21 protein-coding genes are annotated in these 24,683 nt (G+C 56.9%); 12 read left to right on the forward strand and 9 right to left on the reverse strand.

Annotated elements, in window-relative coordinates; genetic code table 11:
• Window positions 1-6: 6 nt before the first annotated feature.
• Entirely contained in the window at window positions 7-858 is an 852-nt protein-coding gene (locus B0B09_RS12410; RefSeq protein WP_076660233.1) for a universal stress protein, read from the reverse strand.
• A 120-nt stretch (window positions 859-978) separates the two neighbouring features.
• Here B0B09_RS12410 and B0B09_RS12415 point away from each other — a divergent pair, with 120 nt between their 5' ends.
• Both B0B09_RS12415 and B0B09_RS12420 read left to right on the forward strand, forming a co-directional pair.
• Window positions 979-1,869 (forward strand): DnaJ C-terminal domain-containing protein, encoded by an 891-nt coding sequence (locus B0B09_RS12415; RefSeq protein WP_076660235.1) that lies wholly within the window; start codon window positions 979-981, stop codon window positions 1,867-1,869.
• A 4-nt stretch (window positions 1,870-1,873) separates the two neighbouring features.
• Window positions 1,874-2,179 carry a chaperone modulator CbpM gene (locus tag B0B09_RS12420; RefSeq protein ID WP_076660237.1) on the forward strand — a complete coding sequence of 102 codons (306 nt, stop codon included), beginning with the start codon at window positions 1,874-1,876 and terminating at the stop codon, window positions 2,177-2,179.
• A gap of 30 nt (window positions 2,180-2,209) precedes the next feature.
• On the opposite strand, the gene B0B09_RS12425 is transcribed toward B0B09_RS12420, so the two are convergent.
• Window positions 2,210-3,103, reverse strand: coding sequence for a UTP--glucose-1-phosphate uridylyltransferase (locus B0B09_RS12425; RefSeq protein WP_076660240.1), 894 nt, complete (start codon window positions 3,101-3,103; stop codon window positions 2,210-2,212).
• Window positions 3,104-3,464: 361 nt separating this feature from the next.
• Between B0B09_RS12425 and B0B09_RS12430 the strand changes: the two genes are divergently transcribed.
• From B0B09_RS12430 to B0B09_RS12445, 4 genes are all read left to right on the forward strand, one after another.
• Window positions 3,465-4,592: an NAD(P)H-dependent glycerol-3-phosphate dehydrogenase gene (locus B0B09_RS12430; RefSeq protein WP_242654430.1), complete on the forward strand. Its 1,128-nt coding sequence runs from the start codon at window positions 3,465-3,467 to the stop codon at window positions 4,590-4,592.
• On the forward strand, window positions 4,589-5,362 hold the full coding sequence (locus B0B09_RS12435) for an HAD-IIB family hydrolase (RefSeq protein WP_055295140.1): 774 nt from the start codon (window positions 4,589-4,591) through the stop codon (window positions 5,360-5,362). Before B0B09_RS12430 ends, B0B09_RS12435 begins: the two co-directional genes overlap by 4 nt.
• 15 nt (window positions 5,363-5,377) lie before the next feature.
• Entirely contained in the window at window positions 5,378-6,868 is a 1,491-nt protein-coding gene (gene ggpS, locus B0B09_RS12440; protein WP_055295142.1) for a glucosylglycerol-phosphate synthase, read from the forward strand.
• A 335-nt stretch (window positions 6,869-7,203) separates the two neighbouring features.
• Complete coding sequence (locus B0B09_RS12445) at window positions 7,204-8,079, forward strand: LysR family transcriptional regulator (RefSeq protein WP_207552156.1); 876 nt, start codon at window positions 7,204-7,206, stop codon at window positions 8,077-8,079.
• Between the two features lie 22 nt (window positions 8,080-8,101).
• On the opposite strand, the gene B0B09_RS12450 is transcribed toward B0B09_RS12445, so the two are convergent.
• Window positions 8,102-9,157: a pyridoxal-phosphate dependent enzyme gene (locus B0B09_RS12450; RefSeq protein ID WP_076660245.1), complete on the reverse strand. Its 1,056-nt coding sequence runs from the start codon at window positions 9,155-9,157 to the stop codon at window positions 8,102-8,104.
• Window positions 9,158-9,308: 151 nt separating this feature from the next.
• On the opposite strand from B0B09_RS12450, the gene B0B09_RS12455 reads away from it, so the two are divergent.
• Entirely contained in the window at window positions 9,309-10,160 is an 852-nt protein-coding gene (locus B0B09_RS12455; RefSeq protein ID WP_076660247.1) for an urea carboxylase-associated family protein, read from the forward strand.
• Here the strand turns inward: B0B09_RS12455 and argE are convergent.
• Together argE and B0B09_RS12465 are read right to left on the reverse strand one after the other, a co-directional pair.
• Window positions 10,157-11,344 carry an acetylornithine deacetylase gene (gene argE, locus B0B09_RS12460; protein WP_242654432.1) on the reverse strand — a complete coding sequence of 396 codons (1,188 nt, stop codon included), beginning with the start codon at window positions 11,342-11,344 and terminating at the stop codon, window positions 10,157-10,159. The genes B0B09_RS12455 and argE overlap by 4 nt on opposite strands.
• 6 nt (window positions 11,345-11,350) lie before the next feature.
• A complete protein-coding gene (locus tag B0B09_RS12465; protein ID WP_076660249.1) occupies window positions 11,351-12,535 on the reverse strand; it encodes a M24 family metallopeptidase in 1,185 nt (394 codons plus the stop codon).
• 312 nt (window positions 12,536-12,847) lie between these two features.
• On the opposite strand from B0B09_RS12465, the gene B0B09_RS12470 reads away from it, so the two are divergent.
• The 5 genes from B0B09_RS12470 to B0B09_RS12490 all read left to right on the forward strand — a co-directional run bounded on the left by B0B09_RS12470 (window position 12,848) and on the right by B0B09_RS12490 (window position 19,525).
• Window positions 12,848-13,981 carry an ABC transporter ATP-binding protein gene (locus B0B09_RS12470; protein ID WP_375342222.1) on the forward strand — a complete coding sequence of 378 codons (1,134 nt, stop codon included), beginning with the start codon at window positions 12,848-12,850 and terminating at the stop codon, window positions 13,979-13,981.
• Between the two features lie 86 nt (window positions 13,982-14,067).
• The gene (locus tag B0B09_RS12475; protein ID WP_055295150.1) at window positions 14,068-15,183 is read left to right on the forward strand and encodes an extracellular solute-binding protein; all 1,116 of its coding nucleotides are present in this window, start codon (window positions 14,068-14,070) and stop codon (window positions 15,181-15,183) included.
• 78 nt (window positions 15,184-15,261) lie between these two features.
• The gene (locus B0B09_RS12480; RefSeq protein WP_076660254.1) at window positions 15,262-16,923 is read left to right on the forward strand and encodes an ABC transporter permease; all 1,662 of its coding nucleotides are present in this window, start codon (window positions 15,262-15,264) and stop codon (window positions 16,921-16,923) included.
• 4 nt (window positions 16,924-16,927) lie between these two features.
• A complete protein-coding gene (locus B0B09_RS12485) occupies window positions 16,928-18,148 on the forward strand; it encodes an ABC transporter permease (protein WP_076660257.1) in 1,221 nt (406 codons plus the stop codon).
• A 174-nt stretch (window positions 18,149-18,322) separates the two neighbouring features.
• Complete coding sequence (locus B0B09_RS12490; RefSeq protein ID WP_076660259.1) at window positions 18,323-19,525, forward strand: aminopeptidase P family protein; 1,203 nt, start codon at window positions 18,323-18,325, stop codon at window positions 19,523-19,525.
• On the opposite strand, the gene B0B09_RS12495 is transcribed toward B0B09_RS12490, so the two are convergent.
• The 4 genes from B0B09_RS12495 to B0B09_RS12510 all read right to left on the reverse strand — a co-directional run bounded on the left by B0B09_RS12495 (window position 19,522) and on the right by B0B09_RS12510 (window position 24,587).
• Window positions 19,522-20,850 (reverse strand): UDP-glucose dehydrogenase family protein, encoded by a 1,329-nt coding sequence (locus tag B0B09_RS12495; RefSeq protein ID WP_076660261.1) that lies wholly within the window; start codon window positions 20,848-20,850, stop codon window positions 19,522-19,524. The two genes, B0B09_RS12490 and B0B09_RS12495, sit on opposite strands and share 4 nt — an antisense overlap.
• A gap of 51 nt (window positions 20,851-20,901) precedes the next feature.
• Window positions 20,902-21,915 carry an NAD-dependent epimerase/dehydratase family protein gene (locus B0B09_RS12500; RefSeq protein WP_076660263.1) on the reverse strand — a complete coding sequence of 338 codons (1,014 nt, stop codon included), beginning with the start codon at window positions 21,913-21,915 and terminating at the stop codon, window positions 20,902-20,904.
• Between the two features lie 69 nt (window positions 21,916-21,984).
• On the reverse strand, window positions 21,985-22,866 hold the full coding sequence (locus B0B09_RS12505) for a bile acid:sodium symporter family protein (protein WP_076660265.1): 882 nt from the start codon (window positions 22,864-22,866) through the stop codon (window positions 21,985-21,987).
• The gene (locus B0B09_RS12510) at window positions 22,866-24,587 is read right to left on the reverse strand and encodes an AMP-binding protein (RefSeq protein ID WP_076660268.1); all 1,722 of its coding nucleotides are present in this window, start codon (window positions 24,585-24,587) and stop codon (window positions 22,866-22,868) included. The genes B0B09_RS12505 and B0B09_RS12510 overlap by 1 nt, the downstream gene beginning before the upstream one ends.
• Window positions 24,588-24,683 lie beyond the last annotated feature (96 nt).

A 24,683-nucleotide genomic window follows, 5' to 3' on the forward strand; every position in this document is an offset into this window, starting at 1 on the left:
TAATCCCTAGTGCGACAACAGCACTGCCATGTCTTGCTGCGCAATCATGGTTTCCGTGGTCCCCCCAAAGAAACGCTCGTTCCAGCGGCTGCGCCCATATGCGCCCATCACGACCAGATCGGCGGTCGTTTCTTGCGCGCGGTTCAGGATCGCCTCTGCCACAGTTTTGCTACCGGTCACGTATTCCTGCACGGTGACAGTACACCCATGGTGGCTGAGCCACGTGGCCAAATCGGCACCAGGGCTTTCCCCGTCGCCCCAGCGGGACGGGTCGGCATCAAAGGTTGCAATCGTCACCTCTTTGGCGGTCTTCAAGAGTGGCAGGGCCGCGCGCACTGCCCGTGCCGCCGGGATGCTATTATCCCATGCGAGCAGCACATTTTCAGGTGCGAGCGCCTTACTGCCTTTCTCAACATTCAACATCAGCGGACCGGGTGCCTTGAAAAGCAGACCATAGACAATGTCATTGAAGGCCGTTTCATCATCGCGCAAGGAATTCAGCACGATGCTGACATCGGCAAACAGCGACCTGACGGCGACAATATCATGCAATGCCGTGGGTTCGGCGCAAAGCGTTGCCACCTCGCCTGTCAGGCTTTCTCGCGTCAGACAGGTGCGCATTTCTTCTTGGCGCGCAGCCAGCCTTTTGTTCATTTCGTCACGCTCGCCAAGCCATCCTTCGGGAATAACGGGTATGCCGTAAGGGGTGGCAGCAATCGCATAGGTCAAAATCGGCACGGCACCGACATGCAGCACGCTCAGGCGTCCGCCATTTGCTTCGGCGGCATCTACGATCGACGCAAGATCGGCGGGGGTGCCTTCCGGTCCTTGCAGGGCAAAAAATGTGGCGTTTTTCATAGCGGACCTCTTGTGAAAGTTGTCTCACCCTAGGCCAAACCAGCAATGCCGGATTGAGATTAGTCAATCTCGAAGAGCCCGTCGCATGCATAACAAGACCAACGCAGATGAGACGGTGAAATGGCTGATACAGAACTCTATAAGGCGCTCGGTGTTGCCCCCGACGCCTCGGCGGATGAGATCAAACGCGCCTATCGCAAGATGGCGCGCAAATTTCATCCTGACGTAAACGCAGACCCCGAAGCCGATACAAAATTCAAGGCGGCAGCCGCGGCCAATGATGTGCTCAGCGATCCGGAAAAGCGGGCGGCCTACGACCGCTATGGCGCATCATGGGACCAGCCACGATCAGAGCAGACCACCCGGCAGGATGATCGCTGGCAAGGCGGCTTTGCTTTTGACGAACGCGATGTGAACCCTGACATGTTCCGTGATTTCTTTGGCGACCGGCCTGTCCGTGGTGGCATGCCGCGTGATCAGCACGCAGCGATCGAAATATCGCTTGAGGATGCGATCACCGGAGCAAAGAAGGCCCTGACGCTGCAGTCGCCGCAGATCGACAAAACCGGCCATGTGACGATGCAAACGCGCCGGATTGATCTGACAATCCCCAAGGGCGTGTTGCCCGGCCAAAATCTTCGCCTGAAAGGCAAGGGGGCAGAGGGTGCCGACCTGCTGATCGAAGTCAGCTTTCGACCCCATCCCATCTATACGATCGAAGGCCGCGATCTTTACGTGACCCTGCCGGTCACCCCTTGGGAGGCGGCACTGGGTGGGAAAGTGCCCATGCCAACCCCGACAGGCACAGTTGACCTGACCATTCCGCCCGATGCCAGGCAAGGCCAGAAGTTACGGTTGAAAGGCCGCGGGATGCCCGCCGCGCAAAAAGGCGACCTCTACGCGATCCTGCAAATCGTGAACCCGTCCAAACTGTCACCAAAAGCCCGTGACCTTTATCAGCAGTTGGCCGAGGCACAGCCCCACAATCCCCGGTCGAAACTAGGAGTATAGTGCAATGAAAAAAGCTAGTCCTCGCGGCACATATGTTGAAGTCGTCGAAACGCTGTCGCTGTCAGAACTGACGATGTTCTGCGACACAAACGCAGACTGGGTGGTCAAGCTTGTTGAACATGGCGTTGTCACACCTGTCGCAGAAACGACCCCCGAGTGGGAATTCGCACCCAAGCACATCGCCCGCGCCCGTAAAGCCGCACGCCTGATGCGGGATCTCGGGCTGAACGTGGCCGGCGTAGCGCTTGTTCTGGACCTGATAGAAGAACGCGACAGGCTGGCCCGCAGGCTCGCCTTGATGGAAGGATAGGGAAGTCCCCGCATCAAGACCCGTCACTTCCTAGGCAGCCAAGGACGGATTGGCGGCGGCCAGATATTCGTTCAGCACCGCGTCATATTCGGGGTCTTGCGACGCGATATGCAGGACTGCGCGCAGCATCCCTGCCTTGGCGCCGCAATCGAAACGCTCACCCGAGAAACGCAATCCCGCGAGACCAACCGTGCCTGCGCCCGTATTGATCGCGTCCGTCAGCTGGATTTCATTACCGGCACCGGGCGGTTGGGTTGCCAGAACCTCGAAGATCGAGGGATCAAGCACGTAGCGCCCGACAACGGCGTCAAGTGATGGCGCATCTTCGGGTGCGGGCTTTTCCACCATACCATCGGCTTTGAGCAGATTGCCGTTTTGTCCGGTGACCGACAGGATACCGTATTTATTGGTCTCTTCCGCCGCGACCGGCATGGTCGCAACCAGATGGCCGCCGGCACCCGCCGCGTAGGCCTCAATCATTTCGCCAATGCAGCCTTTGCCCAGGATCAGGTCATCAGGCAAGATCACGGCGACCGGACCGGGCAGGAGGTGCGTGCGGGCGCAAAGCACTGCGTGGCCAAGACCCAGCGGTTCATCCTGCATCGTAAAGACCACGTCGTCCTCAACCTGACAAAACGCCGCTTCACGCAGTTCTGTCGCAAGTGCCTCCTTGCCACGCGCTTTCAACTCTGTGCGCAAACGGACATCATCCATGACGTGCCGTTCAATTGCTGATTTGGAAGGGTGGCTTACAAAAATCATCCGCTCGATACCCGCATCACGTGCCTCGTCAATCGCATATTGGATCAATGGCGTGTCCAGAACCGGCAGCAGTTCTTTGGGTGTCGCCTTGGTGGCGGGCAAGAACCGAGTCCCTAATCCGGCAACAGGAAAGATGGCAGTACGAACAGGTGACTTGGTCATGGCGTTGGTATCCTTTCACAAATACGGTTTCACCTCATAAATGCTGCAACTGCACAAAATGTCAAAAAGCGACATAGAAATGTCGCTATCAAATCATCAAGTGCCTAAAATTTAGCGTGTCTGACCATTCCTTGGGTGTTTACTGGTCAAAAGACGCGCATTTCTCTGAGGAATTCTAAAGGTTCTCGTCATTTTGCACCTGCAGCATTGACTTTTGGACATCAGGGGCCACCATAACCGACATGACTGTAACGTAAGCGACATATATACCGGTCCATCCGGTCTTTGATGCACGTGGCCGGATATGGCTGCATCCGCAATCCGCTTTCAACTTCAGAGGTCACCAATGAAAGATCACGCTATGACGGGACAACCATTTCAACCGGTTGCGCTACCTTATAGAAAGGTCACCGTGGTTGGGGCTGGGTCCTGGGGTACGGCCCTTGCCGTGGTTCTGGCGCGCGCCGGATGCGAGACGACAATCTGTGGCCGCGATCCCGCTATCATTGATGAAATCAACATGAAAAGCACGACCGAACGCTTTTTGCCGGGTGTAACGCTGCCCGAAGGTTTGCGCGGCACAACAGATATGCCCAAGGCCTTGGAGGGCGCTGAAGCGGTCCTTATCGTTGTCCCGTCGCGCAGCGTGCGCAATGTTGCCCGTCAGGTGGCAGAGCACGCGCCGAAAGAAACGCCGGTCGCCGTCTGCGCCAAAGGGATCGAGGCAGAAACCGGTCTGTTGATGACACAAGTCGCCGAAGAGGAACTGGGCGGTCGCTGCGTCGGTTGCGTCTCGGGCCCGACCTTTGCGTTGGAAACAGCCCTTGGGCACCCCACAGCCGCCACTGTCGCCTTTCCGTTTACTTATGGTGACAGGTTGCGCCCGCATGAGAGCCCGGCTGTGCGCCTTGCACTGTCGCTTTCGACCGAAAGTTTCCGGTCCTATGTCTCGGACGATCTGGTCGGCGTGGAAATCGGCGGTGCGGTGAAAAATATTATTGCCATCGCCTGCGGGCTGATGTCCGGCGCGGGCTTTGCCGAAAACACCCGTGCGGCACTGATTACCCGCGGGCTCGATGAAATGAAGGCACTGGCCGAAGCCCTGGGCGGCCGCCGTGAAACCGTGACCGGATTATCGGGGATCGGGGATTTGTCGCTGACATGTTCCAGCCCCACATCGCGCAACATGTCGCTTGGCCTGCAACTGGGCCAAGGTACGCCGCGCGCCGACTGTTTTGACGGCCGCCCCGTCGTTGTCGAAGGCGAGATGAACGCAAAATCGGTCACCGACCTTGCGCGCAGCGTGAACGTGGCCATGCCAATTTGCGAAACCGTACGGTCTATCCTTCATGAGGGCGCAGACCTCGGCACCGCTTTCGCCAACCTGTGGGCCCGCCCGATTGAGGCAGAGCCACGCACGATGGATCTCTCTTTCACACACCCCGCAACTGACAAAGATATTGCAACACTTGCAGAAAGGATCTCATGACCCGTCACGAGAAATTCGATACAACCGACATCGCGGACAAGAAATTTGTCCTCGCCACCGATCTTGATGGAACATTCCTCGGCGGGTCTGATGACCAGCGCGCAGGTCTGTACAACTGGATCGCGGCCAACCGCGCGCAGGTGGGTTTGATCTTTGTGACAGGGCGCGATCCGGGATTCATCCACGATATCACCCGCAAGGGGGACGTGCCGCGCCCCGATTACGTGATCGCTGATGTCGGCACCACGATTGCAACGATGGATCACAACAACCTTGTGTCTCCGATCCCCGAGCTTGAGGCGGAAATCGCCACCGCGTGGGGCGATGCCGGCACCAAAGCCCGTTTTGTCCTTAACGGCACACGCGGTCTGCGGCTTCAATCCACGCTCTTCCGCTATCGTCTGAGCTATGACATGGATCCTGCCAACTTCGACGAAAGCGCCATTGAGACAATCGCCGACCTCGGACTTGATACCATTGTGTCGGACAACCGTTTCTTTGACGTGCTGCCAAAGGGTGTCAGCAAAGGCCCCTCGCTTTTGCGTCTGTTGACCCACCTGAACATCGACAACCGGCGTGTTCTGGTAGCGGGCGATACGATGAATGACCTGACGATGCTGAAAATGGGCCTGCCTGCCGTTGCAGTCGGCGGTTCCGAACCTTCCCTGATCGACGCGGTCAGAGATCTGGCACATTGCTACGCCGCAGAAGCGGAAGGCGCCGCAGGCATCGCCGAAGCAATTTTGCACCACAACATGTTTGCCGCGTAGCGAAAGGAGCATCAGATGTCTTCCGAAATGGTCATCGTCTATCACCGTCAGCCTTACGAAGAGGTCGAAGAGAACGGCCAGATCGTGCTGCGCGAAAACAAAAGCCCCAACGGGATCGTCCCGACGCTGAAAAGCTTTTTTGGTGAGGTCGATCACGGGGCGTGGATCGCGTGGAAACTGGCCGAAGACCCTGCCAATCCCGATTTTGAGCAACGCATCGAAATTGAGGACGACTATGGCCGCTATGCTGTGTCAAGGCTCGCATTGTCTGAAGAGCAGGTCCGTGAATTCTATCATGTCACCTCGAAAGAGGCATTCTGGCCGATCCTCCATGGCTTCAAGGAACGCTACAACTACGACCCTGTCGACTGGGCGAATTTTCAGGATGTGAACCGCCGTTTCGCCGAAGCTGCCGCCGAAGAAGCAGCAGAGGGCGCTTTGGTCTGGGTGCATGACTATAACCTTTGGCTCGTGCCCGGTTATCTGCGCACCATGCGCCCTGACGTACGGATCGCATTCTTCCATCATACGCCGTTCCCGTCGGCAGATATCTTTAATATGCTGCCGTGGCGCAAGGAGATCGTGAAAAGCCTGCTGGCCTGCGATGACATCGGTTTTCACATCCCGCGTTATGCCAGCAACTTTGTCTCGGTCGCCAGCAGCCTGTTCGACGTGGATGTGACCACGCGGACGCAAGTGCCCGACAAATGGATTTTCGAAGGCACTGCGCTGGCCGAACGTGCATGGGCAAGCAAGCTGAACCTCGATGGCCATGAGGTAGCGGTCAGCGTGACACCCGTGGGCGTGGATATCGGCTATATCGACGAGATTGCGCATGCTCCGGAAACGGTGGCGCAAACCGCAAAGATCAAAGAGGAAATCGGTGACGAGAAACTGATCCTTTCGGTCGGGCGCACCGACTACACCAAAGGCGGAATCGAGCAGCTGGCCAGCTTTGAGCGTGTTTTGGAATATAACCCTGACCTGCGGGGCAAAATCCGGCTGATGCATGTTTCGGTCGCCGCCAACCGCAATATGCAGGCCTATGAGGAGATCCAAAGCGAGATCGAACAGATCGCAGGCCGGATCAATGGCCGTTTCGGGACACTGGAATGGCAACCGGTGACGCTGATTTCACGTGCCGTGCCGTTCACGCAGCTGATCTCATACTATCAGGCCGCCGATGTCGCATGGATCACACCGCTGGCGGATGGCATGAATCTGGTGGCGAAGGAATTCATCGCATCACGGATCGACAATAGCGGTGTGCTGGTGCTGTCCGAATTCGCAGGGGCCGCTGTGGAACTGGCCGATGCTGTGATTACAAACCCGTTCTCGAATCGCGCGATGGACTTAACAATCGTCAGCGCCCTGCAAATGCCTGAACCTGAGCGCCGCATGCGCATGCAAAACCTACGCGCAGCTGTCCAGAAGACAGACGTGCGCAAATGGACACCGGGCACGCTTGAACTGAAACCAAAGCAGGTCATTGTTCCGGCAGCCTAGACTGAACGATATTGCTGTGTCGGCAAAGTATCTCCGGCGATTGGGACCACGAAGGGCCCAGTGGTCGATACTTTGCCGACAAATTGCCGTGAGCGGCAGCATGATGCGTACACCGAATGCAACGAACGCGAATATAGCGAAATTTCCCCTACCCCCTCTTAAAAATAGCGGCACCTTGCAACCGTCATTGCGAAGCTCTCCATAAAGCCAGATTGACAGCGCACCTTTTGATGCCAAGGATGGGCGCACAGCGCTCGCAGTTTGTCCGTTTGCAAGCGACCCATCTCCCGAACGAAGCAGATATGTTTCGTTCCGAACGTCATCGGAGTGAGATGATGAATATCAGAAAGTTCAAGTCTTGGGGCCAGTTGCAGACCGTGCTTACGGTCGCCGAGGTCGGCTCTTATCGCGCGGCAGCACATGTTCTTGGCGTAACAAGCAGTACCGTTGCACGCCACGTCGATACGATCTCGGAAGAACTTGGGCATCCGATCTTCCTGCCTGCGGGCAATCGTTGGGAACTTACCGAGATTGGCGAAGAACTTGTTGCGATTGCAGAGGCCACGCAATCCAGTCTGGGCTTCATGCTCAAGGATATCGAGAACAGCAATGATTTCTTTGGCGCGCTGCAGATCACCACAGTTTCATTCATCAACAGCGATTTTCTTGCCCCTGCGATGAACCTCTGGCGCGAAAAATTCCCGCAGGCAAAGATCATGATTGAGGCAAATGACGCGACAACTGCAATCGAACGCGGCGAGGCCGATGTCGCACTTCGGCTCTCGCGTCCCGACACACCGGGCGTCGCGCGGTTCAAGGTGGCCAATTGCAGGGTTGGGATTTTTGCGTCCGAAGACGGTGATCAGAACGGATGGGTTGGGCTGCCTCTAAGCCTTGAAGGCTTGCCAGAGATGCAACTCGCACGGCAATATTTCGGGACCTGCCCGATCATACGGATGGATTCCTACCGTGCGATTGCAAATACTGCCCAAGCGACCGGCCTTTCGTGTGTTCTGCCCACCTGTATGGCCCGCGCGTTCCCGAAACTACGTCAGGTTCATTCAGATGAAGCGCAAACCTTTGTGGACCGTGAAATGTGGTTTCTTTTCTATGAAACCCGCAAGAATGATCCGGCGATCAAAGCCGCGAAATGCTGGGTGAAGGATATATTTCCCTCACCGAACAAGTGTCTTTGCGGCAAGTGTGACTGACAGAGCGCGCACGCGCGGTTGATCACCCGTCCTCCGGTCCTTCGCTGATAATGCAGAGCACGTTTGATCTGCTATCAATATCCCCCACGCCAGCCAAAGCCGCCGCAACGCCCGCAGCGCCCGACGGTGTGGTCCTAATGCCCTGTTCCGCCAAAGCCGCCACAGCTGCCTCTGCTTCACCTTCCGTGATGGTCGCAAAATCATCCGCATCACGTGCCAGAATGCCCAGTGCCAACATTGAGGGCGTCTTGCAGTCCAAACGCCCCATGTTGGAAACAGGACCTTGGGTGGTGACCAAGGCCCCCGCCTTCATGCTTGCGATCAGCGCAGGCGCTGCCTCGGGCTCAACCACAATCATGCGTGGCCCGTCGCCCCAGTATGCACGCAGACTCTCAGCCAGCGCTGCTGCCAACCCGCCAACACCCGCCTGCAAGAATACATGGGTCGGCGTGCCCTCATAAGCCTGTGCTATTTCAAGGCCCATCTGGGTGTAACCTTCCATCACGTGAAACGGCAATCTGGTGTAACCCGGCCACGACCCGTCTGAAAGAAGTTGCAAGTCGCCTTCCTCCGCTGCAACAGACGCGGCCGCCATGCTTTCCTCGTAGTTGGCACCGGCGCGCACGACCTCTGCGCCTTTCGCGCGCAAACGTGCGGCAAAACCTTCGGGGACGGTATCGGCCAGGTAAATCACCGCACGCGCACCAAAAACGGCAGCGCCTGCAGCAAGCGAAAGCCCGTGATTGCCTGCGCTGGCAGCAACATAGCTGCGCCCGTTCAGTGCGTTGGACCAATCAACATCCCTGTCGCGCACCACTTCCGCCGCATCACGGGCAATCACATGGGCTGCGCCCAGCGCCTTGAAGCTACCCAGCCCCATCCGCGTGCGCTCATCCTTCAAAACAACACGGGCAGCACCGATGATGCGGGCAATGCCTTCGCAATCCACCAGAGGTGTCGCATGATGAGCGGGGCATTGACCGAGCAAACGGGTGACAGCCTCGGTGTCAAAAGCGCCACCTGGTGCCGGATCGGCCAAACCATGTCCACGCACCGCATTTTTATAGATTTCAGCCATGAGACACCCTTTGCTCGGAATTCCGCGTCACGGTTACTCTGACCGCCACAAGTTTCTTTAGCAAATTCGAACCACGAATCCGAGGTCTGGTCTTTGACCGCCATTCAAAGCTACGGTTCCGCCCGACATCCCCTGAGACGAGTATACACCCATGAAACCTGATCAGCCTGCCTTTGCGCCCCCAAGCGATGCTGACGCGCGGCGCGCCAAACCTGCCGTGATCTGCTATCCGACCGACGCGCTGGCCCCGCCTGATCATCAGGCGATGCAGGGCCGCCGCGCCAGCGCCACCCATCGCGCCACCTGCGTGATCCTGCCCCGCGATGCGCGCTGCACGACCGTCCCTGCGGGCGGGTTCTTTCGGATTACATGCCCCGATGGCGCACAGGTCGGCGATCTGAACCTATGGTCCGCCACTGACCTGACCGAACATTTCTATTCCGGCAAAACGCGCGCCTTGCACGGCACGCATCTGTCCACCGGCGACAGGCTTTGGTCACGCTTTCCGAATATGCGCCCGATGGCAACGATTACAGAGGACACGCTGGATTGGTACGGTTGGGATGCAGACGGCGGATCTGTGCATGACGTGATCGGCACACGCTGTGATCCCTACACCGGACGGTTGTTGTCGGGGTCCGACTATCACTACTGTTGCCATTCCAACCTGACCCGCGCACTGGCAGATCATACAGGCATGTCACTGGCCGAGGCAGAGTCCTATGTGCACGACGTCCTGAATGTCTTTATGTGCACCGGCTTTACCAACGACACCCATCAATACTTTATGAAGGCCAGTCCCGTGCGGAAGGGCGACTATCTGGAGTTCTTTGCAGAGATTGACCTGATCGTCGGCCTGTCTGCCTGCCCGGGCGGTGATTGCGGGGATGAGCATACGTCGGACAAGGCCGCATGCTATCCGCTGGTGATCGATGTCTTTGAAAGCACTGAACCCTTCACATCACCGGCACCTAACGCCTACGACCGTAGTCACGGGCGCTAAGAGATATAGCGCACCAGTCGCGACAGCATGGTCGTACAGGCGTCCAACTGATCAATTTCAAGGTATTCATCCGGCTTATGCGCCTGCTGGATTGATCCGGGACCGCAGACCACCACATGGCTGCCCAGCGCCTGAAAAAGCCCTGCCTCGGTGCCAAAGGCCACCAGATCGGCGCCGTTCGCGCCTGTCAGTTCGGCGACCAATTCGCGGGCGTCGTTCACGGCCATCGGCTCAAGCCCCGCGATTTCGCCTACGGTGGTCAGGGTAATGCTGGCGTCAGGGCTGACCGCCTGCATCGCGGGCAGCAAGGTATCGGCGCAATAGCGGGCCATGCTGGATTTGACGAAATCGGCGTCGCTGTTTTGCACGGGCCGCATTTCCCATTCAACCTCGGCTTTGCCCGCAATCACGTTATGGGCCACGCCGCCAGAAATGCGGCCAATATTGATGGTCGTCCAAGGCGGCGCGAACTTGCTGTCCGCTGGTGCGCGCGCAATCAGGTCTTGGCGCAACTCCATCAGCCGCGTGACATAGCGCACCGCATATTCGGCCGCGTTTACACCCAGATCAGGGGCAGAACCGTGGCCCTCAAGCCCTGTGAAATGTGCCGTGTATTCGCAGCAGCCCTTATGCCCCTCGATCACCCGCATTTCTGTGGGTTCGCCGATGATCGTGATGTCAGGCACCAAACCAAGATCACGCATGACACCGACAAGCGATTGCGCGCCCAGGCAACCGGTTTCCTCGTCATAGGTAAAGGCGAAGTGGAGCGGGCGCATCAGCTTGTCCGCATCAACGGTTTCCGCAATGGCAAGCGTGGCCGCGATAAACCCCTTCATGTCGCAGGTACCGCGCCCGTAAAGGCGGCCATCACCTTCGTGCAAGACGAAAGGGTCTGTGGCCCAGTCCTGATCTGCCACAGGGACCACATCGGTGTGACCCGACAAAAGGATACCGCCACGCGCGTCCGGTCCAAACGTCGCAAAAAGGTTCGCTTTACTGCCGGTGTCATCGTGATCCAGAAAAACGCGTGCGCCCTGACGTTCCAGATGCTCCGCCATCCACGAGATCATCGCCAGATTGCTGTCAGCCGAGATTGTGGGAAAGCCGATAAGGTGCTGCAGGATACTCTGGGCACGCTGCGTGATGTCCGTCACGCGTGGCGAGGAGAGGGGAACAACCACGCGCGCCTAGTCCTTGAGGTACATCTTGCGTGGCCGGTCGCAGAAACAGGACGCTGGTCCGTCCTCTGTGATCAGGATGGATTCAGTGATCTCCAAACCCCAATCATCCATCCACAGACCCGGCATAAAGTGAAAGGTCATGCCCGGCTCCAAGATCGTTTCGTCTTCTTCACGCAGTGAAATCGTCCGCTCGCCCCAATCCGGGGGATAGCTCAGACCGATGGGATAGCCACAGCGCGCACCGCGTTCGATGCCCGCGCGTTCCAGCGGCGCGGCGAGGGCGATCGCGATATCCTGTGCGCGGTTGCCTGCACGAGCCGCATCAAGGCCGGCCTCAAGCCCTTCGACAAGCGCGGCTTCGGCGCGTTTGAGGAAATCAGGCGGTGTCCCAAGAAAAACAGAGCGGCAAAACGGGATGTGATAACGGCGGTAACATCCTGCCAGTTCAAAAAATGTGCCCTCACCACGTTTGAAAGGCTGGCTGTCCCACGTCAGATGCGGGGCGGCGGCATTTGTGCCTGAGGGCAAAAGCGGCACAATCGCTGGGTAGTCCCCCCAATCGTCACCAATGCCACGGATCACGTCACCGTAAATTTCCGCCACTAGATCATTCTTGCGCATCCCGGGTTCGATCCGCGCGATCACCCCGTCCATAACGTTTTCGGCAATACGCGCCGCTTTGTGCATAAAGGCAATCTCTTCGTCGGATTTGACCGCCCGCTGCCAGTTCACGAGTGCTGTTGCGTCAAGAATTTTCGCATTGGGCAATTCTGTGCAAAGCGTGGTGAAGGCTTTGGCTGAGAAATAGTAGTTGTCCATCTCGACACCGATACGCGCCTTCGCATGCCCCATCTCGGTCAGCAGGCGCGCAAGGTCCTGCATGGGGTGACGGACCGTGGATTGCACGAAATGGTCGGCATAGCCAAAGATCCGGTCGTCCTGCATCCAGACCGTGCGCAGCGCGCCATTGGCGTCCTGCCTGCGCCCCCACCAGATTGGATCAGCGTCATGAAAGACAACGACACCCTGATGTACATAGAACGACCAGCCTTCATAGCCGGTGATCCACGCCATGTTCGAAGGATCCTCGACGAACAGAATGTCCAGCCCGGCGGCCGCCATGGCTGCGCGCGTCTTGGTCAGGCGGCGGGCGTATTCGCTTGCGCTGAAAGCCGGATCCGGATGTGTCATGTGCGATGTTCCTTTGGCCCAGTGCGCGATGCAACTGCATAAGAGGCTACAGCGGCGACGGCGCCCCGCCTCGCCTTTCGCGACACCGCATGTTACAAGAGCGTCATCGGTTTCAGATGAGCCGTTATCCTTGCGAAACGAGATTTGCAAAACGCCATGATTCTTGGCATCGCATGGGGCGGATTGCCTCATTTACAGCGCTGAACGCTATATAACGAAGGGTTTTAGTGTCCAGTAAAGGTGCGCTCAGGAAATCTGCTTGCAAACCACTGACGCTTTTACGTTAGTATGAGGCCAACGCAGAGATAAAAAATGTTGCGACACAAAAGGGAGCCAATTTTGGCCGATACAAAACAAAACGACTCTTTCGTCGAATTCGAAAGAGTGCAGAAGAGTTATGACGGCGAAACGCTCGTCGTGAAAGACCTCAACCTCTCAATGCCAAAAGGCGAGTTTCTGACAATGCTTGGACCATCGGGTTCAGGCAAGACAACTTGCCTGATGATGCTGGCCGGTTTCGAGACAGCGACGCACGGCGATATCCGGCTTGATGGGAAATCCATCAACGATATCCCCCCGCACAAGCGCGGCATCGGCATGGTGTTCCAGAACTATGCGTTGTTCCCGCATATGACCATCGCCGAAAACCTCGCTTTTCCGCTGGAGGTCCGCAAAATGGGCAAGTCCGAGCGTGAACAAAAGGTCAAACGCGCCTTGGACATGGTGGAAATGGGTGCATTCGGTAATCGCCGTCCCGCCCAGCTTTCGGGTGGCCAGCAACAACGCGTCGCCTTGGCGCGCGCGCTGGTGTTTGAACCCGAACTGGTGCTGATGGACGAACCACTTGGCGCGCTGGACAAACAGCTGCGCGAAAAGATGCAATTCGAGATTACCGATCTGGCCCATAACCTTGGGATCACCACGGTCTATGTGACGCACGACCAGACAGAGGCGCTGACAATGTCAGACCGCGTTGCCGTGTTCGATGATGGCCGCATTCAGCAGCTTGCCCCACCGGACGAGCTTTATGAGCAGCCACAAAATAGCTTCGTTGCACAGTTCATTGGTGAGAATAATACGCTCAGTGGCAAAGTGACCAAGATAGACAATGCCAAGAATACTTGTGTCGTCCAGCTTGATAGTGGTGAGGAAATCGACGCGGTACCCGTGAACGTCAATGCGGTAGGCGAGCGCACAACAGTGTCGATCCGCCCCGAACGCGTTGAAACCAACAAAGAGCGTTTGTCTCCGGACGCGCACACACTGAAGGCCGAAGTGCTTGAGTTCATCTATATGGGTGACATCTTCCGCACACGTCTGCGTGTTGCCGGGTCGACCGAATTTGTCATGAAGACACGGAATGCCCCCGACCAACCACGGCTTCGCCCCGGCGAGCAGATCGAAATTGGTTGGTTGCCCGAAGATTGCCGTGCTTTGGACGCGTAAAGCGACCCGAGGCACTGTCAGATTGGCCGCGCTAGCCCTGGTATGCGCGGTCATCATCGAAAAACCAGGTTTAACGGGAGAATAGTATGAAGTTTACGAAACCAATTCTGACGACAATGGCCCTGAGCCTGTCTGCCACAACGTCGCTTGCCGACGGTCATATGGCATCAGACATGACACTGGTCAGCTGGGGCGGTGCATACCAGTCGTCCCAGATCAACGCATATGCTGACCCATATGTCGCGATGAACCCCGGTGTGACCATCACATGGGACGAAAGCTCGGCCGAAGCTGTGGCCAAGCTGCGCGCCATGAACGAAGCCGGTTCGATCACATGGGATGTGGTTGATGTTGTTGCTGCTGACGCCCTGCGTCTGTGCGACGAAGGTCTGGCAATGGAAATCGACGCTGACGAAGTGCTGGCACCTGCACCGGACGGTACATCTGCGTCTGACGACTTTGGCGACCTTCTGGTCGGCGACTGCTTTATCCCGCAGATCGTCTACTCCACAACATTCGGCTACCGCACAGACATGGTGCCAGCCGGTGTAGAAGCGCCCAACGACATCTGTGACGTGTTCGACCTGGAAACATACCCAGGTATGCGCGCCCTTGAGCAGCGTCCAATCAACAACGTTGAGTGGGCCTTGCTGTGTGACGGCGTTGCAAAAGAAGACGTCTATGACGTTCTGGCAACAGAAGAAGGCCAAGAGCAGGCGCTTGCTAAGCTCGACACGATCCGTGACAGCGTGATCTGGTGGTCCGCTGGTGCAGACACACCACAGCTTCTGGCTGATGGCGAAGTCTTTATGGGCTCCACATACAACGGTCGTCTGTTTGCAGCGATCGAAGAGCAGGGCCAGCCAATCGGCATGATGTGGGACGCGCAAGTGTTCGACCTTGACGGCTGGATCATCCCAGAAGGTCTGTCCGATGAGCGTAAAGCACGCGCACTGGACTTTGTTTACTTTGCGACAGACACACAGCGTCTTGCAGATCAGGCCAAGTACATCTCTTACGGTCCTGCTCGTTTGTCTTCTGCGCCACTGGTTGGTCAGCACGCAACACTGGGTATCGACATGGCGCAGCACATGCCAACCGACCCGGCGAACGCGGCAAACACCTTCCTGTACAACTATGAGTTCTGGGCTGACTACCGCGACGATATCGACGCGAAGTTCCAAGCCTGGCTTGCACAGTAAGCACTTAAGGAAAGGGGCGGTTTCGCCCCTTTCCATTTCCATGAATACCGAAATTTGCGTTAAACGATTGGGGACGACATGAGTGATACAACCGGCTCGGGACCAATGCTTGCTGCTGACGGCAGGCCCCTCAAAGAAAGCCTGGGACGCGCACTTCGCCGCCAAAAACTGCGGGCGCTGGCGCTGATCGCCCCGCTTCTATTTTTTGTCCTTCTGACCTTTGTGATCCCGATCGTTTCCATGCTGATCCGATCGGTCGATAACGAGATCGTAGAGAACACGCTGCCCGGCGCGGTGCCTGCACTTGCGGCATGGGATAGCGAAACTCAGGACATGCCGTCCGAAGATGTCTATCAGAACATGTTCTTTGACCTGTTCAACGCCGCCGAGGCCCGCAGGCACACGAGACTGGGCAGCCGTCTGAACTATGAAACCACAGGCCTTGCATCGCTGTTCCGCACATCGGGGCGCAACATGGATTCTATTGGCGAGGTCTTTCAGGACGCGATCGAAGATGTCGATCCGCGCTTTGAGGAAGGCGCATTCTGGTTCGAGATGATGAACGGGACTGGCGGTGATGCCATGCTTGAAATGCGGCGCGCGCGTTGGGAAAACCTGATGGAGCAAGATATGTCCGCGGAGATCGGCTTTATGCCATCGCAGGCCATCATCGAGATACTGCCAACAACCGCAGCCGCCTATACCGATTGGGCGATCTGGACTGTGATTGACGAAGAAGATGTCGTGTCCGAGGAAGATCCGTGGGAGGCCGTTTATGCGGCCCTTGCCATTGATCTGCGTGACCCTGCGACAGGGCCGGCTCTGACAGCCTATCAAGGGCCCGGTGCCGATGCGCTGCAAGCGCTTGCCGCCGCTGACCTGCCAAATCTGACCTTTACCGAAGCGTTCCTCGATCTTGATGAGGACTGGGGCGACAAAGAGGTCTGGGAGACGATTGTTGTTTATAGCCCGAACTACACCACCGGTTATTTTCTGAACGCGGTTGACGCCCAGCTGACACCCGAAGGTGTGTCCATGCGCCCTGACAATCAGCAGCTTTATATCCAGCTCTTCATCCGCACATTGCAAATGTCGCTGATCATCACCGGTAGCTGCATTCTGCTGGGTTATCCAATTGCGTGGCTGTTGGCGAACCTGCCGGTACGCACCGCCAACGTGCTGATGATCCTTGTATTGCTGCCTTTCTGGACCTCGCTTCTGGTGCGGACGTCCGCATGGAAGGTTCTGTTGCAACAACAAGGTGTGATCAATGAAATCCTTGTCTGGCTTGGTTTTGTGGATGACGCAAACCGTCTGATCCTGATGAACAACTCGACCGGTACGATCATTGCGATGACGCATATCCTGCTGCCGTTCATGATCCTGCCACTTTATTCGGTGATGAAAACGATCCCACCCACCTATCTGCGGGCGGCGAAATCGCTGGGCGCAACCAATTGGACAGCCTTCTGGCGGGTGTACTTCCCGCAATCTGTGCCGGGCATTGGTGCGGGGTCGATCCTCGTGTTCATTCTGGCGATTGGCTACTACATCACGCCCGAGATCGTGGGGGGCACCGATGGTGTCTTTATCTCGAACCGGATCGCCTATCACATCTCAAGCTCGTTGAACTGGGGCCTTGCGGCCGCCTTGGGCACAATCCTTCTGGTGCTCGTGATGGCACTCTACTGGTGCTACGACCGCATCGTCGGCATCGATAACGTAAAGCTGGGGGGCTAAGACGATGGCAAAGAAGATGCTTATAGCAGAAAAGCGTCCGGACCTGTTCCGGTTCACGATGCCCCTGACGGCACTCCTGGCCGCGATGTTCGGCTTTGTCGGCGGCAATATGGTGGCGCAGCCGATGCTGGGTATGCTGATTGGCGCCCTCGTCGGCGCTGCCATCGCCTTTGTGGCAGATACCAATCTGAACCGGCGCACTGCGGTGCGTTGGGGCACGATTGCTGCCCTCGCGATCGCTGGTTTGGTCTTTGGGAACGTCGGCACAGCCGTGTCCGGTGCAATCATCGGGGCCGTTCTGAGCTGGACAGCCTATTGGCTGGCGACAGGGGCCTACGGCATGACCGTGCCAATCTACTACACCTCTGGACAGACGTTGTGGCACAACACGTTCAAATTCATCTGCGGCTTGATCTTTTTCTTCCTCGTGGCACCACTGATCCCTGTGATGTGGCTCAGCTTCAACGCCGAGGATTTCTTTACCTTCACGCCGGAGATGCTGAACTTCCAGGCCGAGGGTTACAGCCTCAAGCACTACCGTGATTTCCTTGGCACGGATGAGTGGATGGTGCCGCTGAAAAACTCTTTGATCATTGCGCCGATTGCGACGATCATTTCGGTGACATTGGGAACGCTGGCCGCGATTGGCCTGTCGCAAAGCCACGTTCCCGGGCGTCAGGCGATCATGGCAATCCTGATTTCGCCGATGATTGTCCCGCTGATCATTTCGGCAACGGGTATGTTCTTCTTCTACGCGCCTTTGGGCAACTGGCTGGAAGCAACACTTGGCCTGTCGCAATCATTCGTGGGCTTTGTCAAAGTGATCCTCGCACATGCCGTGCTCGGTATTCCTTTCGTGATCATTACGGTGACTGCAACCTTGGTTGGCTTTGACCGGTCGCTGACGCGGGCTGCGGCATCTATGGGGGCCAACCCTGTGACCACCTTCTTTCAAGTGCAAATGCCGCTCATTCTGCCCGGTGTGATCTCCGGTGGTCTATTCGCCTTTATTACGTCGTTTGACGAGGTGGTTGTCGTGCTCTTTGTGGGTTCTGCCCAGCAGCAGACACTGCCTTGGCAGATGTTCACCGGCCTGCGCGAGCAGATTTCGCCAACAATCCTTGCAGCCGCGACGATCCTTGTCATTGTCTCGATCATGCTTTTGACAACGGTCGAATTGTTGCGCCGCCGGTCCGAGCGGTTGCGCGGTCTGTCCCCCGCGTAAGGGGGCTTGCCATAGCCCGTATTTTGCGGGCAAATGACCTTCAGGGTCGGCGATGGCGTCGCCGACTCTTTTTCTTTGACACGTTTCATCCTGAACGCCGGGACTTCACTTTGCCGCCTTTGCGTCAGATGAGTTCACTCTTCACGCATGGGCCGCTGATCACGGAGCCATGCTATGGATCGCCCAGAATTCTACCGTTTCCATCAGGGGGAAAAGACCCTTCCTTTCGCCCCCTCCGAATATGACGCCCGCCTTGCACTACTGCGCACCGATATGGCCAATGCCGGTGTTGACGCCTGTGTCTTTAGTTCGATGCACAACATCGCCTACTACTCGGGCTTTCTTTATTGTTCCTTCGGGCGTCCCTATGCGCTTGTCGTGACAGCGACAGAGTCTGTCACCATCAGCGCGGGCATTGACGCCGCCCAACCTTGGCGGCGCAGCCATGGTGACAATATCACCTATACCGATTGGCAACGGAACAACTACTGGCGCGCGGTGCTGTCCGTGACCGGCAGCGGCAAGGCGATCGGCTATGAAGGCGATCACTTGTCGCTGGCGCAGTTTGACCTGCTGAAATCCTTTCTGTCGCCTGCCACCACCACCGATGTGGCCCCAATGACCATGCGCCAGCGCATGCATAAATCCGCCGCCGAGATCGCCCTGATCCGCCAATGTGCACAGATCGCCGACGTGGGCGGCTATGCGATCAAGGACGCGGTCAAGGCAGGCACGCGCGAAATTGACGTCGCCATGGCAGGGCGCGATGCAATGGAGCTTGAGATTGCGAAGGTCTTCCCCGATGCCGAATACCGTGACACATGGGTCTGGTTCCAATCCGGCATCAACACCGACGGTGCACATAACCCCGTGACATCGCGCAAGCTTGAGAGTGGTGATATTCTCAGCCTCAACACCTTCCCGATGGTCAGCGGATACTACACAGCACTTGAACGCACGATGTTCGTGGAAACGGTCGATCCTGCCAGCCTGAAAATCTGGGAAGCCAATGTCGCGGCGCATGAATACGGGATGAGCCTTTTGAAACCGGGTGCCAGCTGCGCGGAAGTCACTGAAAAGATTAACATCTTCTTTGCCGAACGTGATCTCTTGCAATACCGGACCTTTGGCTACGGCCACTCATTCGGCATCCTGTCGCATTACTATGGCCGTGAAGCGGGGCTTGAGTTGCGCGAAGACATCGACACGGTGCTGGAACCTGGGATGGTGATTTCGATGGAACCGATGCTGACAATCCCCGAAGGCACACCGGGTGCAGGCGGGTACCGTGAGCACGATATTCTGGTCATCACCGAAGACGGCAACGAGGATATCACAGGATATCCCTACGGCCCCGACTTCAACGTGGTGGCCTAGTCGTCGAAGGGTAGCTTGGACTTGCGGCCCATGCCTGAGTAGGCCTCAAAACCTGCATCGAGCGCCAGATCGCAAGAATAAATGTTGCGCAGGTCCGCCATGCGGGGCTGTGCCATCCGACCAGCCATCTCGCGCAGATCAAGGGCACGAAACTCGTTCCACTCGGTCAGCATGACCACGGCATCCGCGCCATCTGTGGCCGCATAGGGATCATCGAACCATGCCACGTTCGGCAACAGCGATTCAGCTTCGCGGAACGCCTGCGGATCAACAACCCGCACATTCGCACCCCGCCCGACAAGCACAGGCACAATCGTCAGCGCGGGCGCATCGCGCATATCGTCGGTATCTGGCTTGAACGTCAGGCCCAGCACGGCAATCGTCTTGTTCTGAAGCTTGCCGTCACACAGGTCGATGATCTTTTCAATCATCAGGCGTTTGACCTCTTCGTTGACCTTGATCACCGTTTCTACGATCTGCAAAGGCGAGGAATTATCCTGCCCGATCCGCGCCAGCGCCATCGTATCCTTTGGGAAACAGGACCCGCCATAGCCCGGACCCGCCTGCAAGAACTTTGGCCCGATGCGGCTGTCAAAGCCCATGCCGTTGGCGACGTCCTTTACATCAGCACCGGTTTTCTCGCAGAGCATCGCAATCTCGTTGATGAAGGTCACTTTTGTCGCCAGAAACGCGTTGGCGGCGTATTTGATCATCTCTGCTGTTTCAAGATCTGTGGTCAGCAACGGGTAATCGCGCAGCGCAAGCGGGCGGTAGACCTCTCGCATCACCTCGCTCGCGCGCTCGGACTCAACGCCAACGACCACGCGGTCAGGGTGCATAAAGTCGTCAATCGCGGCCCCTTCGCGCAGGAATTCAGGGTTCGAGACCACATCGCAAGCCAGATCAGGGCGCACCTCTTTCAAGAGTTCCGCCACCTTGCGGTTCGTCCCGACGGGCACAGTTGATTTTATCACGATGACCGCAGGCTTGGTCAAAACCTCGGCCACTTCTTTGACAGCACCGAACACGAAACTCAGGTCCGCATGGCCATCACCACGTCTGCTGGGGGTGCCGACAGCGATGAAAACCGTATCGGCATCTTGCGTTGCGTCCCGAAGGTCATCTGTGAACGACAGCCGGTTTGCCGCCATGTTCCTCGCCATCAAACGATCGAGACCCGGCTCGAATATCGGGGTTTTGCCTGCGCGCAAAAGTGCGAGCTTATCCTGATTTTTATCGACGCAGACCACTTCATGCCCAAAGTCCGAGAAACAGACGCCAGACACCAGACCAACATAACCGGTGCCAATCATTGCAATTTTCATCGTCTTCTCTCTTCTTTAGCAGTGGCGCATGTCTCTCATGAAACGCCAAATTCACTTACCGTAATAGTCGCGATACCATGCAACGAAGGCGCTGACACCCTCTGCAACATCGGTTTGCGGCGCATATCCGGTCAGATGTTGCAGCAATGCATTGTCAGCAAAGGTTTCGTGCACGTCACCCTTTTGCATCTCCATGAAATTCTTTTCCAGCGGCATACCCAATGCATCCTCAATCGCGGCAATGAAATCCATCAAGGGCACCTTGGTCCCGTTGCCGATATTGACCACGCGGAAAGGTGCAGCGGGGCTGAGGCTATCGCCCTCGGCAATATCATCTGGGGTGGCAGGTTCGACAGGCGGCGTATCAACCAAGAGCCGGATACCGCGCACAAGATCAGTCACATAGGTGAAATCACGCGCCATTTCGCCGTTATTATAGACGTCGATGGCCTCACCATCCAAACCTGCTTTGACAAACTTGAAGAGCGCCAGATCGGGCCGCCCCCAAGGCCCATAAACAGTGAAAAACCGGAACATCGTGGTCGGGATCTTCCACAGATGGGCATAGGCGTGGCCCATATGCTCATTCGCGCGCTTGCTGGCGGCATAGATCGTCAGTGGCGTATCAGTGCGCTGCAATTCATTGAACGGCATATCGGTGTTGGCCCCGTAAACCGATGAGGTCGAGGCCATCAGCAAGTGTTCAACCTGATGGATGCGTGCACATTCGGTCACGTTGAACGTGCCCATAACATTCGTTTCCATATAGGATCGCGGGTTTTCGAGCGAATAGCGCACACCGGCCTGTCCTGCGAGATGGACGATGATATCCGGCTTGGCTTCATCACAGGTTTTGGCCAGAAGATCATAGTCTTCCAGCCGCCCCTCAACACATGAGAAATGCGGATTTTGCAGCAGGATCTGGTGACGGCGGCGTTTGAGCTGCACGTCATAATAGTCAGTCATGCCGTCATAGCCAACGACACGGAACCCTTCATCCAGCAACAGCTGCGCAAGGTGAAAGCCGATAAATCCGGCCGTTCCCGTGATAAAGACAGTGCGCATGAATGAAACCTTGATGAAAACGGCTGCTTGGTGCCGTTTTCATGCAATGCAAGGTTCAGGTCAATGCAGCTAGAGCAAACCGTTGGGCAAAGGTTGCTCGTTCGCCGTGTTCACGCGACGGAACCACAGCGTCACCATTGTCGAGGTGATCACGATGAACAGTGAATAGAGCACCGGCACGGCCATGATTGCTTGCTGCTCTGTCGCAGGAAATGTGAAGGCGATGATCGCAATCGCAAGCGGACCGTTCTGGATACCTGTCTCAAGCGCCACCGTGCGCGCATTCCGCGGATGCAACCGCAACAGGATCGAGAACCCGTAGCCCAGCGCAAAACCAAAGAGGCCCAGCACGATGGACCCGAAATACGTGGCCCATGTCGTCGTGAGCAGGAACTCCCAGTTGCGGGGAATCCACGATACGATCAGGAACAGAATGAAAAAGATCGCCAGCATCGACCCCATAAATTCGGTTACAGCGCCCACGTTGGCGTTCAGTTTGCGCAGGACCATCCCGATAGCGACAGGCACCAGAAGAAGCACCAGTGTCGCAATGATGTTTTCGCGCGGAATATCCAGATCAAGCGCGCCAGCATACAGCACCAGCACCAGCGGGATCAGCAGAACGCCAAAGACCGTGGATGTAACCGTCATCAGCACCGACAGCGCGAGATTACCCTTCGAGAAGTAGGTAAAGATGTTCGAGGTCGTGCCGCCCGGCATGCAGGCCATGATCAGGATACCGATCTTGATCGTATCCGAAACGGGCAAAGTTGTCGCGAGAATAAAGCCGATCAACGGCATAAAGCCGTATTGCGACACAACGCCGATCATCAATCCGTAGGGTCGCTTCAATGCCAGCGTAAAATCGCGCGGGGTCAGCGATGCACCCATGCCCAGCATGATCACGAAAATCATCAACGCCAGAATGGCTTGTTCGAGTGGTCCAACCATTATGCGTTCTCCACTTTAGCTTGTTCTTCGGCGCGCAGGTCCTTGCGCAGGATTTTCCCGACGTTCGATTTTGGCAGTTCGTCACGGAATTCCACCGCCTTGGGCACTTTGTACGCAGTCAGATGTTCCTTGCAGTAGGCGCGCACGGCATCTTTGGTCAGCGTTTCATCACGCTTGACGATAAAGGCCTTCACAGCTTCGCCGGATGCACCATCAGGCACGCCGATCACCGCGACTTCTTCGATACCCGGATGGGCCGCCAGCGTGTCCTCAATCTCGTTCGGATAAACATTGAAGCCCGAGACAAGGATCATATCCTTCTTGCGGTCGACGATACGGAAATACCCGTCATCGTCCATCACGCCGATATCGCCGGTTAACAGCCAGCCGTTCTGAATGGTCTGGGCGGTCTCTTCGGGCTTTTTCCAATAGCCCTTCATGATCTGAGGACCGCGGGCAATCAGTTCGCCCGGCGCGCCTTGCGGCACATCAACACCGTCCTCGTCCACACATTTCAGCTCGGTCGAGGGCAAAGGCACACCGATCGAGTTCACGCGGCTTTTGCCAAAAGGGTTAAACGTCAGGATCGGCGAGGATTCAGTTAGCCCATATCCTTCCAGCAAGGGTTTGCCGGTCAGCTTTTCCCATCGCTCAGCCACAACCCCCTGCGTTGCCATGCCGCCAGCAGATGCAAATTTCAGGTGCTTGGGTGGTGTATCGAGAAACCAGACTTCCCCTGTCAGACCGTTAAACAACGTATTCACGCCGCTCAGCCATGTGATCTTGTAGTTCTCGAACGCGCGTTTGAGGTTGCTGAGCGGGCGGGGGTTTGGAATCAGAATGTTATGCGCGCCCTGCGAAAACATACCCAGAAAATTCACGGTAAAGGCAAAGACGTGATAAAGCGGCAGCGCCGTCAGGGCCACTTCGCGGCCCTTTTCGAACTGCTCAATCAGCTCCATCGTCTGTTCCATATTCATCAGAATATTGCTGTGGGTCAGCATCGCGCCCTTGGACACACCGGTGGTGCCACCTGTGTACTGCAGGCATGCGACATCATCAGGGTCGATTGTCTGACGATAGCTTTCCAGCGCATTGTGTGTCTGCGCGTGTTTGGCGCGGCCTGCCTTCACGGCCTCTGGCAGCCGGATGTGGGGGATCGTGATCGGGGTAATCGTCTTGTCCCAGTACTTTTGGACCAGACCCACGATACCGCGGGGCATTGCCGGAAAGTACTCGGCCACGCGGGTCACGATGACATTCGGGATCGGGTGGCCCTGCATCGCTTCGACCAGCTTGTCGGCGAACATATCGACCACGATGATGGCAGACGGTTCGGCATCAGCGAACTGTTTTGCCATTTCCTCGGGCGTATAGAGGGGGTTCACGTTGACCAGAATACACCCGGCCTTGAAAACCGCCATGGCCGCAATCGGATAGGCGAGGCAGTTGGGCACCTGAATGGCAACGCGGTCACCGGTGTCCAGACCCGCGATTTCGCGCAGGTAAACCGCCAGCGCATCGGACATTTCATCCGCTTGACGGTAGCTTAACGTGCCATTCATGCCGTTGGGCAGACAGGTCGTAAATGCGGGTTGGTCGCCATAAAGCGCGGCAGTCGCGCTGATGAAATCACCGATTGTTCGAAATTCGGGCGCGTCGATCGTCTTGCGGACGGACGAGCCGTAAAAGGCCGTCCATGGGCGTGTCTGGTCTGTCACTGGCTTCCTCCCAAAAGCGTTCGGGAGAGATTATCCTGTCCTGCGATTTTGTGAAGCAAAAGCAGTGGCTGCGGGGTATTTAACCCTGCGTCGAAT

It is taken from the genome of Yoonia rosea, from assembly GCF_900156505.1.
Lineage (GTDB): Bacteria > Pseudomonadota > Alphaproteobacteria > Rhodobacterales > Rhodobacteraceae > Yoonia > Yoonia rosea.

Coding starts and splice junctions, on each gene's coding strand:
- B0B09_RS12435 (WP_055295140.1), top strand. CDS start 4,589: ATGACCCGTCACGAGAAATTCGATACAACCGACATCGCGGACAAGAAA.
- B0B09_RS12455 (WP_076660247.1), top strand. CDS start 9,309: ATGAAACCTGATCAGCCTGCCTTTGCGCCCCCAAGCGATGCTGACGCG.
- B0B09_RS12410 (WP_076660233.1), bottom strand. CDS start 858: ATGAAAAACGCCACATTTTTTGCCCTGCAAGGACCGGAAGGCACCCCC.
- ggpS (WP_055295142.1), top strand. CDS start 5,378: ATGTCTTCCGAAATGGTCATCGTCTATCACCGTCAGCCTTACGAAGAG.
- B0B09_RS12500 (WP_076660263.1), bottom strand. CDS start 21,915: ATGCGCACTGTCTTTATCACGGGAACGGCCGGATTTATCGGCTTTCAC.
- B0B09_RS12475 (WP_055295150.1), top strand. CDS start 14,068: ATGAAGTTTACGAAACCAATTCTGACGACAATGGCCCTGAGCCTGTCT.
- B0B09_RS12485 (WP_076660257.1), top strand. CDS start 16,928: ATGGCAAAGAAGATGCTTATAGCAGAAAAGCGTCCGGACCTGTTCCGG.
- B0B09_RS12420 (WP_076660237.1), top strand. CDS start 1,874: ATGAAAAAAGCTAGTCCTCGCGGCACATATGTTGAAGTCGTCGAAACG.
- B0B09_RS12495 (WP_076660261.1), bottom strand. CDS start 20,850: ATGAAAATTGCAATGATTGGCACCGGTTATGTTGGTCTGGTGTCTGGC.
- B0B09_RS12505 (WP_076660265.1), bottom strand. CDS start 22,866: ATGGTTGGACCACTCGAACAAGCCATTCTGGCGTTGATGATTTTCGTG.
- B0B09_RS12425 (WP_076660240.1), bottom strand. CDS start 3,103: ATGACCAAGTCACCTGTTCGTACTGCCATCTTTCCTGTTGCCGGATTA.
- B0B09_RS12415 (WP_076660235.1), top strand. CDS start 979: ATGGCTGATACAGAACTCTATAAGGCGCTCGGTGTTGCCCCCGACGCC.
- B0B09_RS12450 (WP_076660245.1), bottom strand. CDS start 9,157: ATGGCTGAAATCTATAAAAATGCGGTGCGTGGACATGGTTTGGCCGAT.
- B0B09_RS12445 (WP_207552156.1), top strand. CDS start 7,204: ATGAATATCAGAAAGTTCAAGTCTTGGGGCCAGTTGCAGACCGTGCTT.
- B0B09_RS12470 (WP_375342222.1), top strand. CDS start 12,848: ATGTTGCGACACAAAAGGGAGCCAATTTTGGCCGATACAAAACAAAAC.
- B0B09_RS12490 (WP_076660259.1), top strand. CDS start 18,323: ATGGATCGCCCAGAATTCTACCGTTTCCATCAGGGGGAAAAGACCCTT.
- B0B09_RS12480 (WP_076660254.1), top strand. CDS start 15,262: ATGAGTGATACAACCGGCTCGGGACCAATGCTTGCTGCTGACGGCAGG.
- B0B09_RS12430 (WP_242654430.1), top strand. CDS start 3,465: ATGACGGGACAACCATTTCAACCGGTTGCGCTACCTTATAGAAAGGTC.
- B0B09_RS12465 (WP_076660249.1), bottom strand. CDS start 12,535: ATGACACATCCGGATCCGGCTTTCAGCGCAAGCGAATACGCCCGCCGC.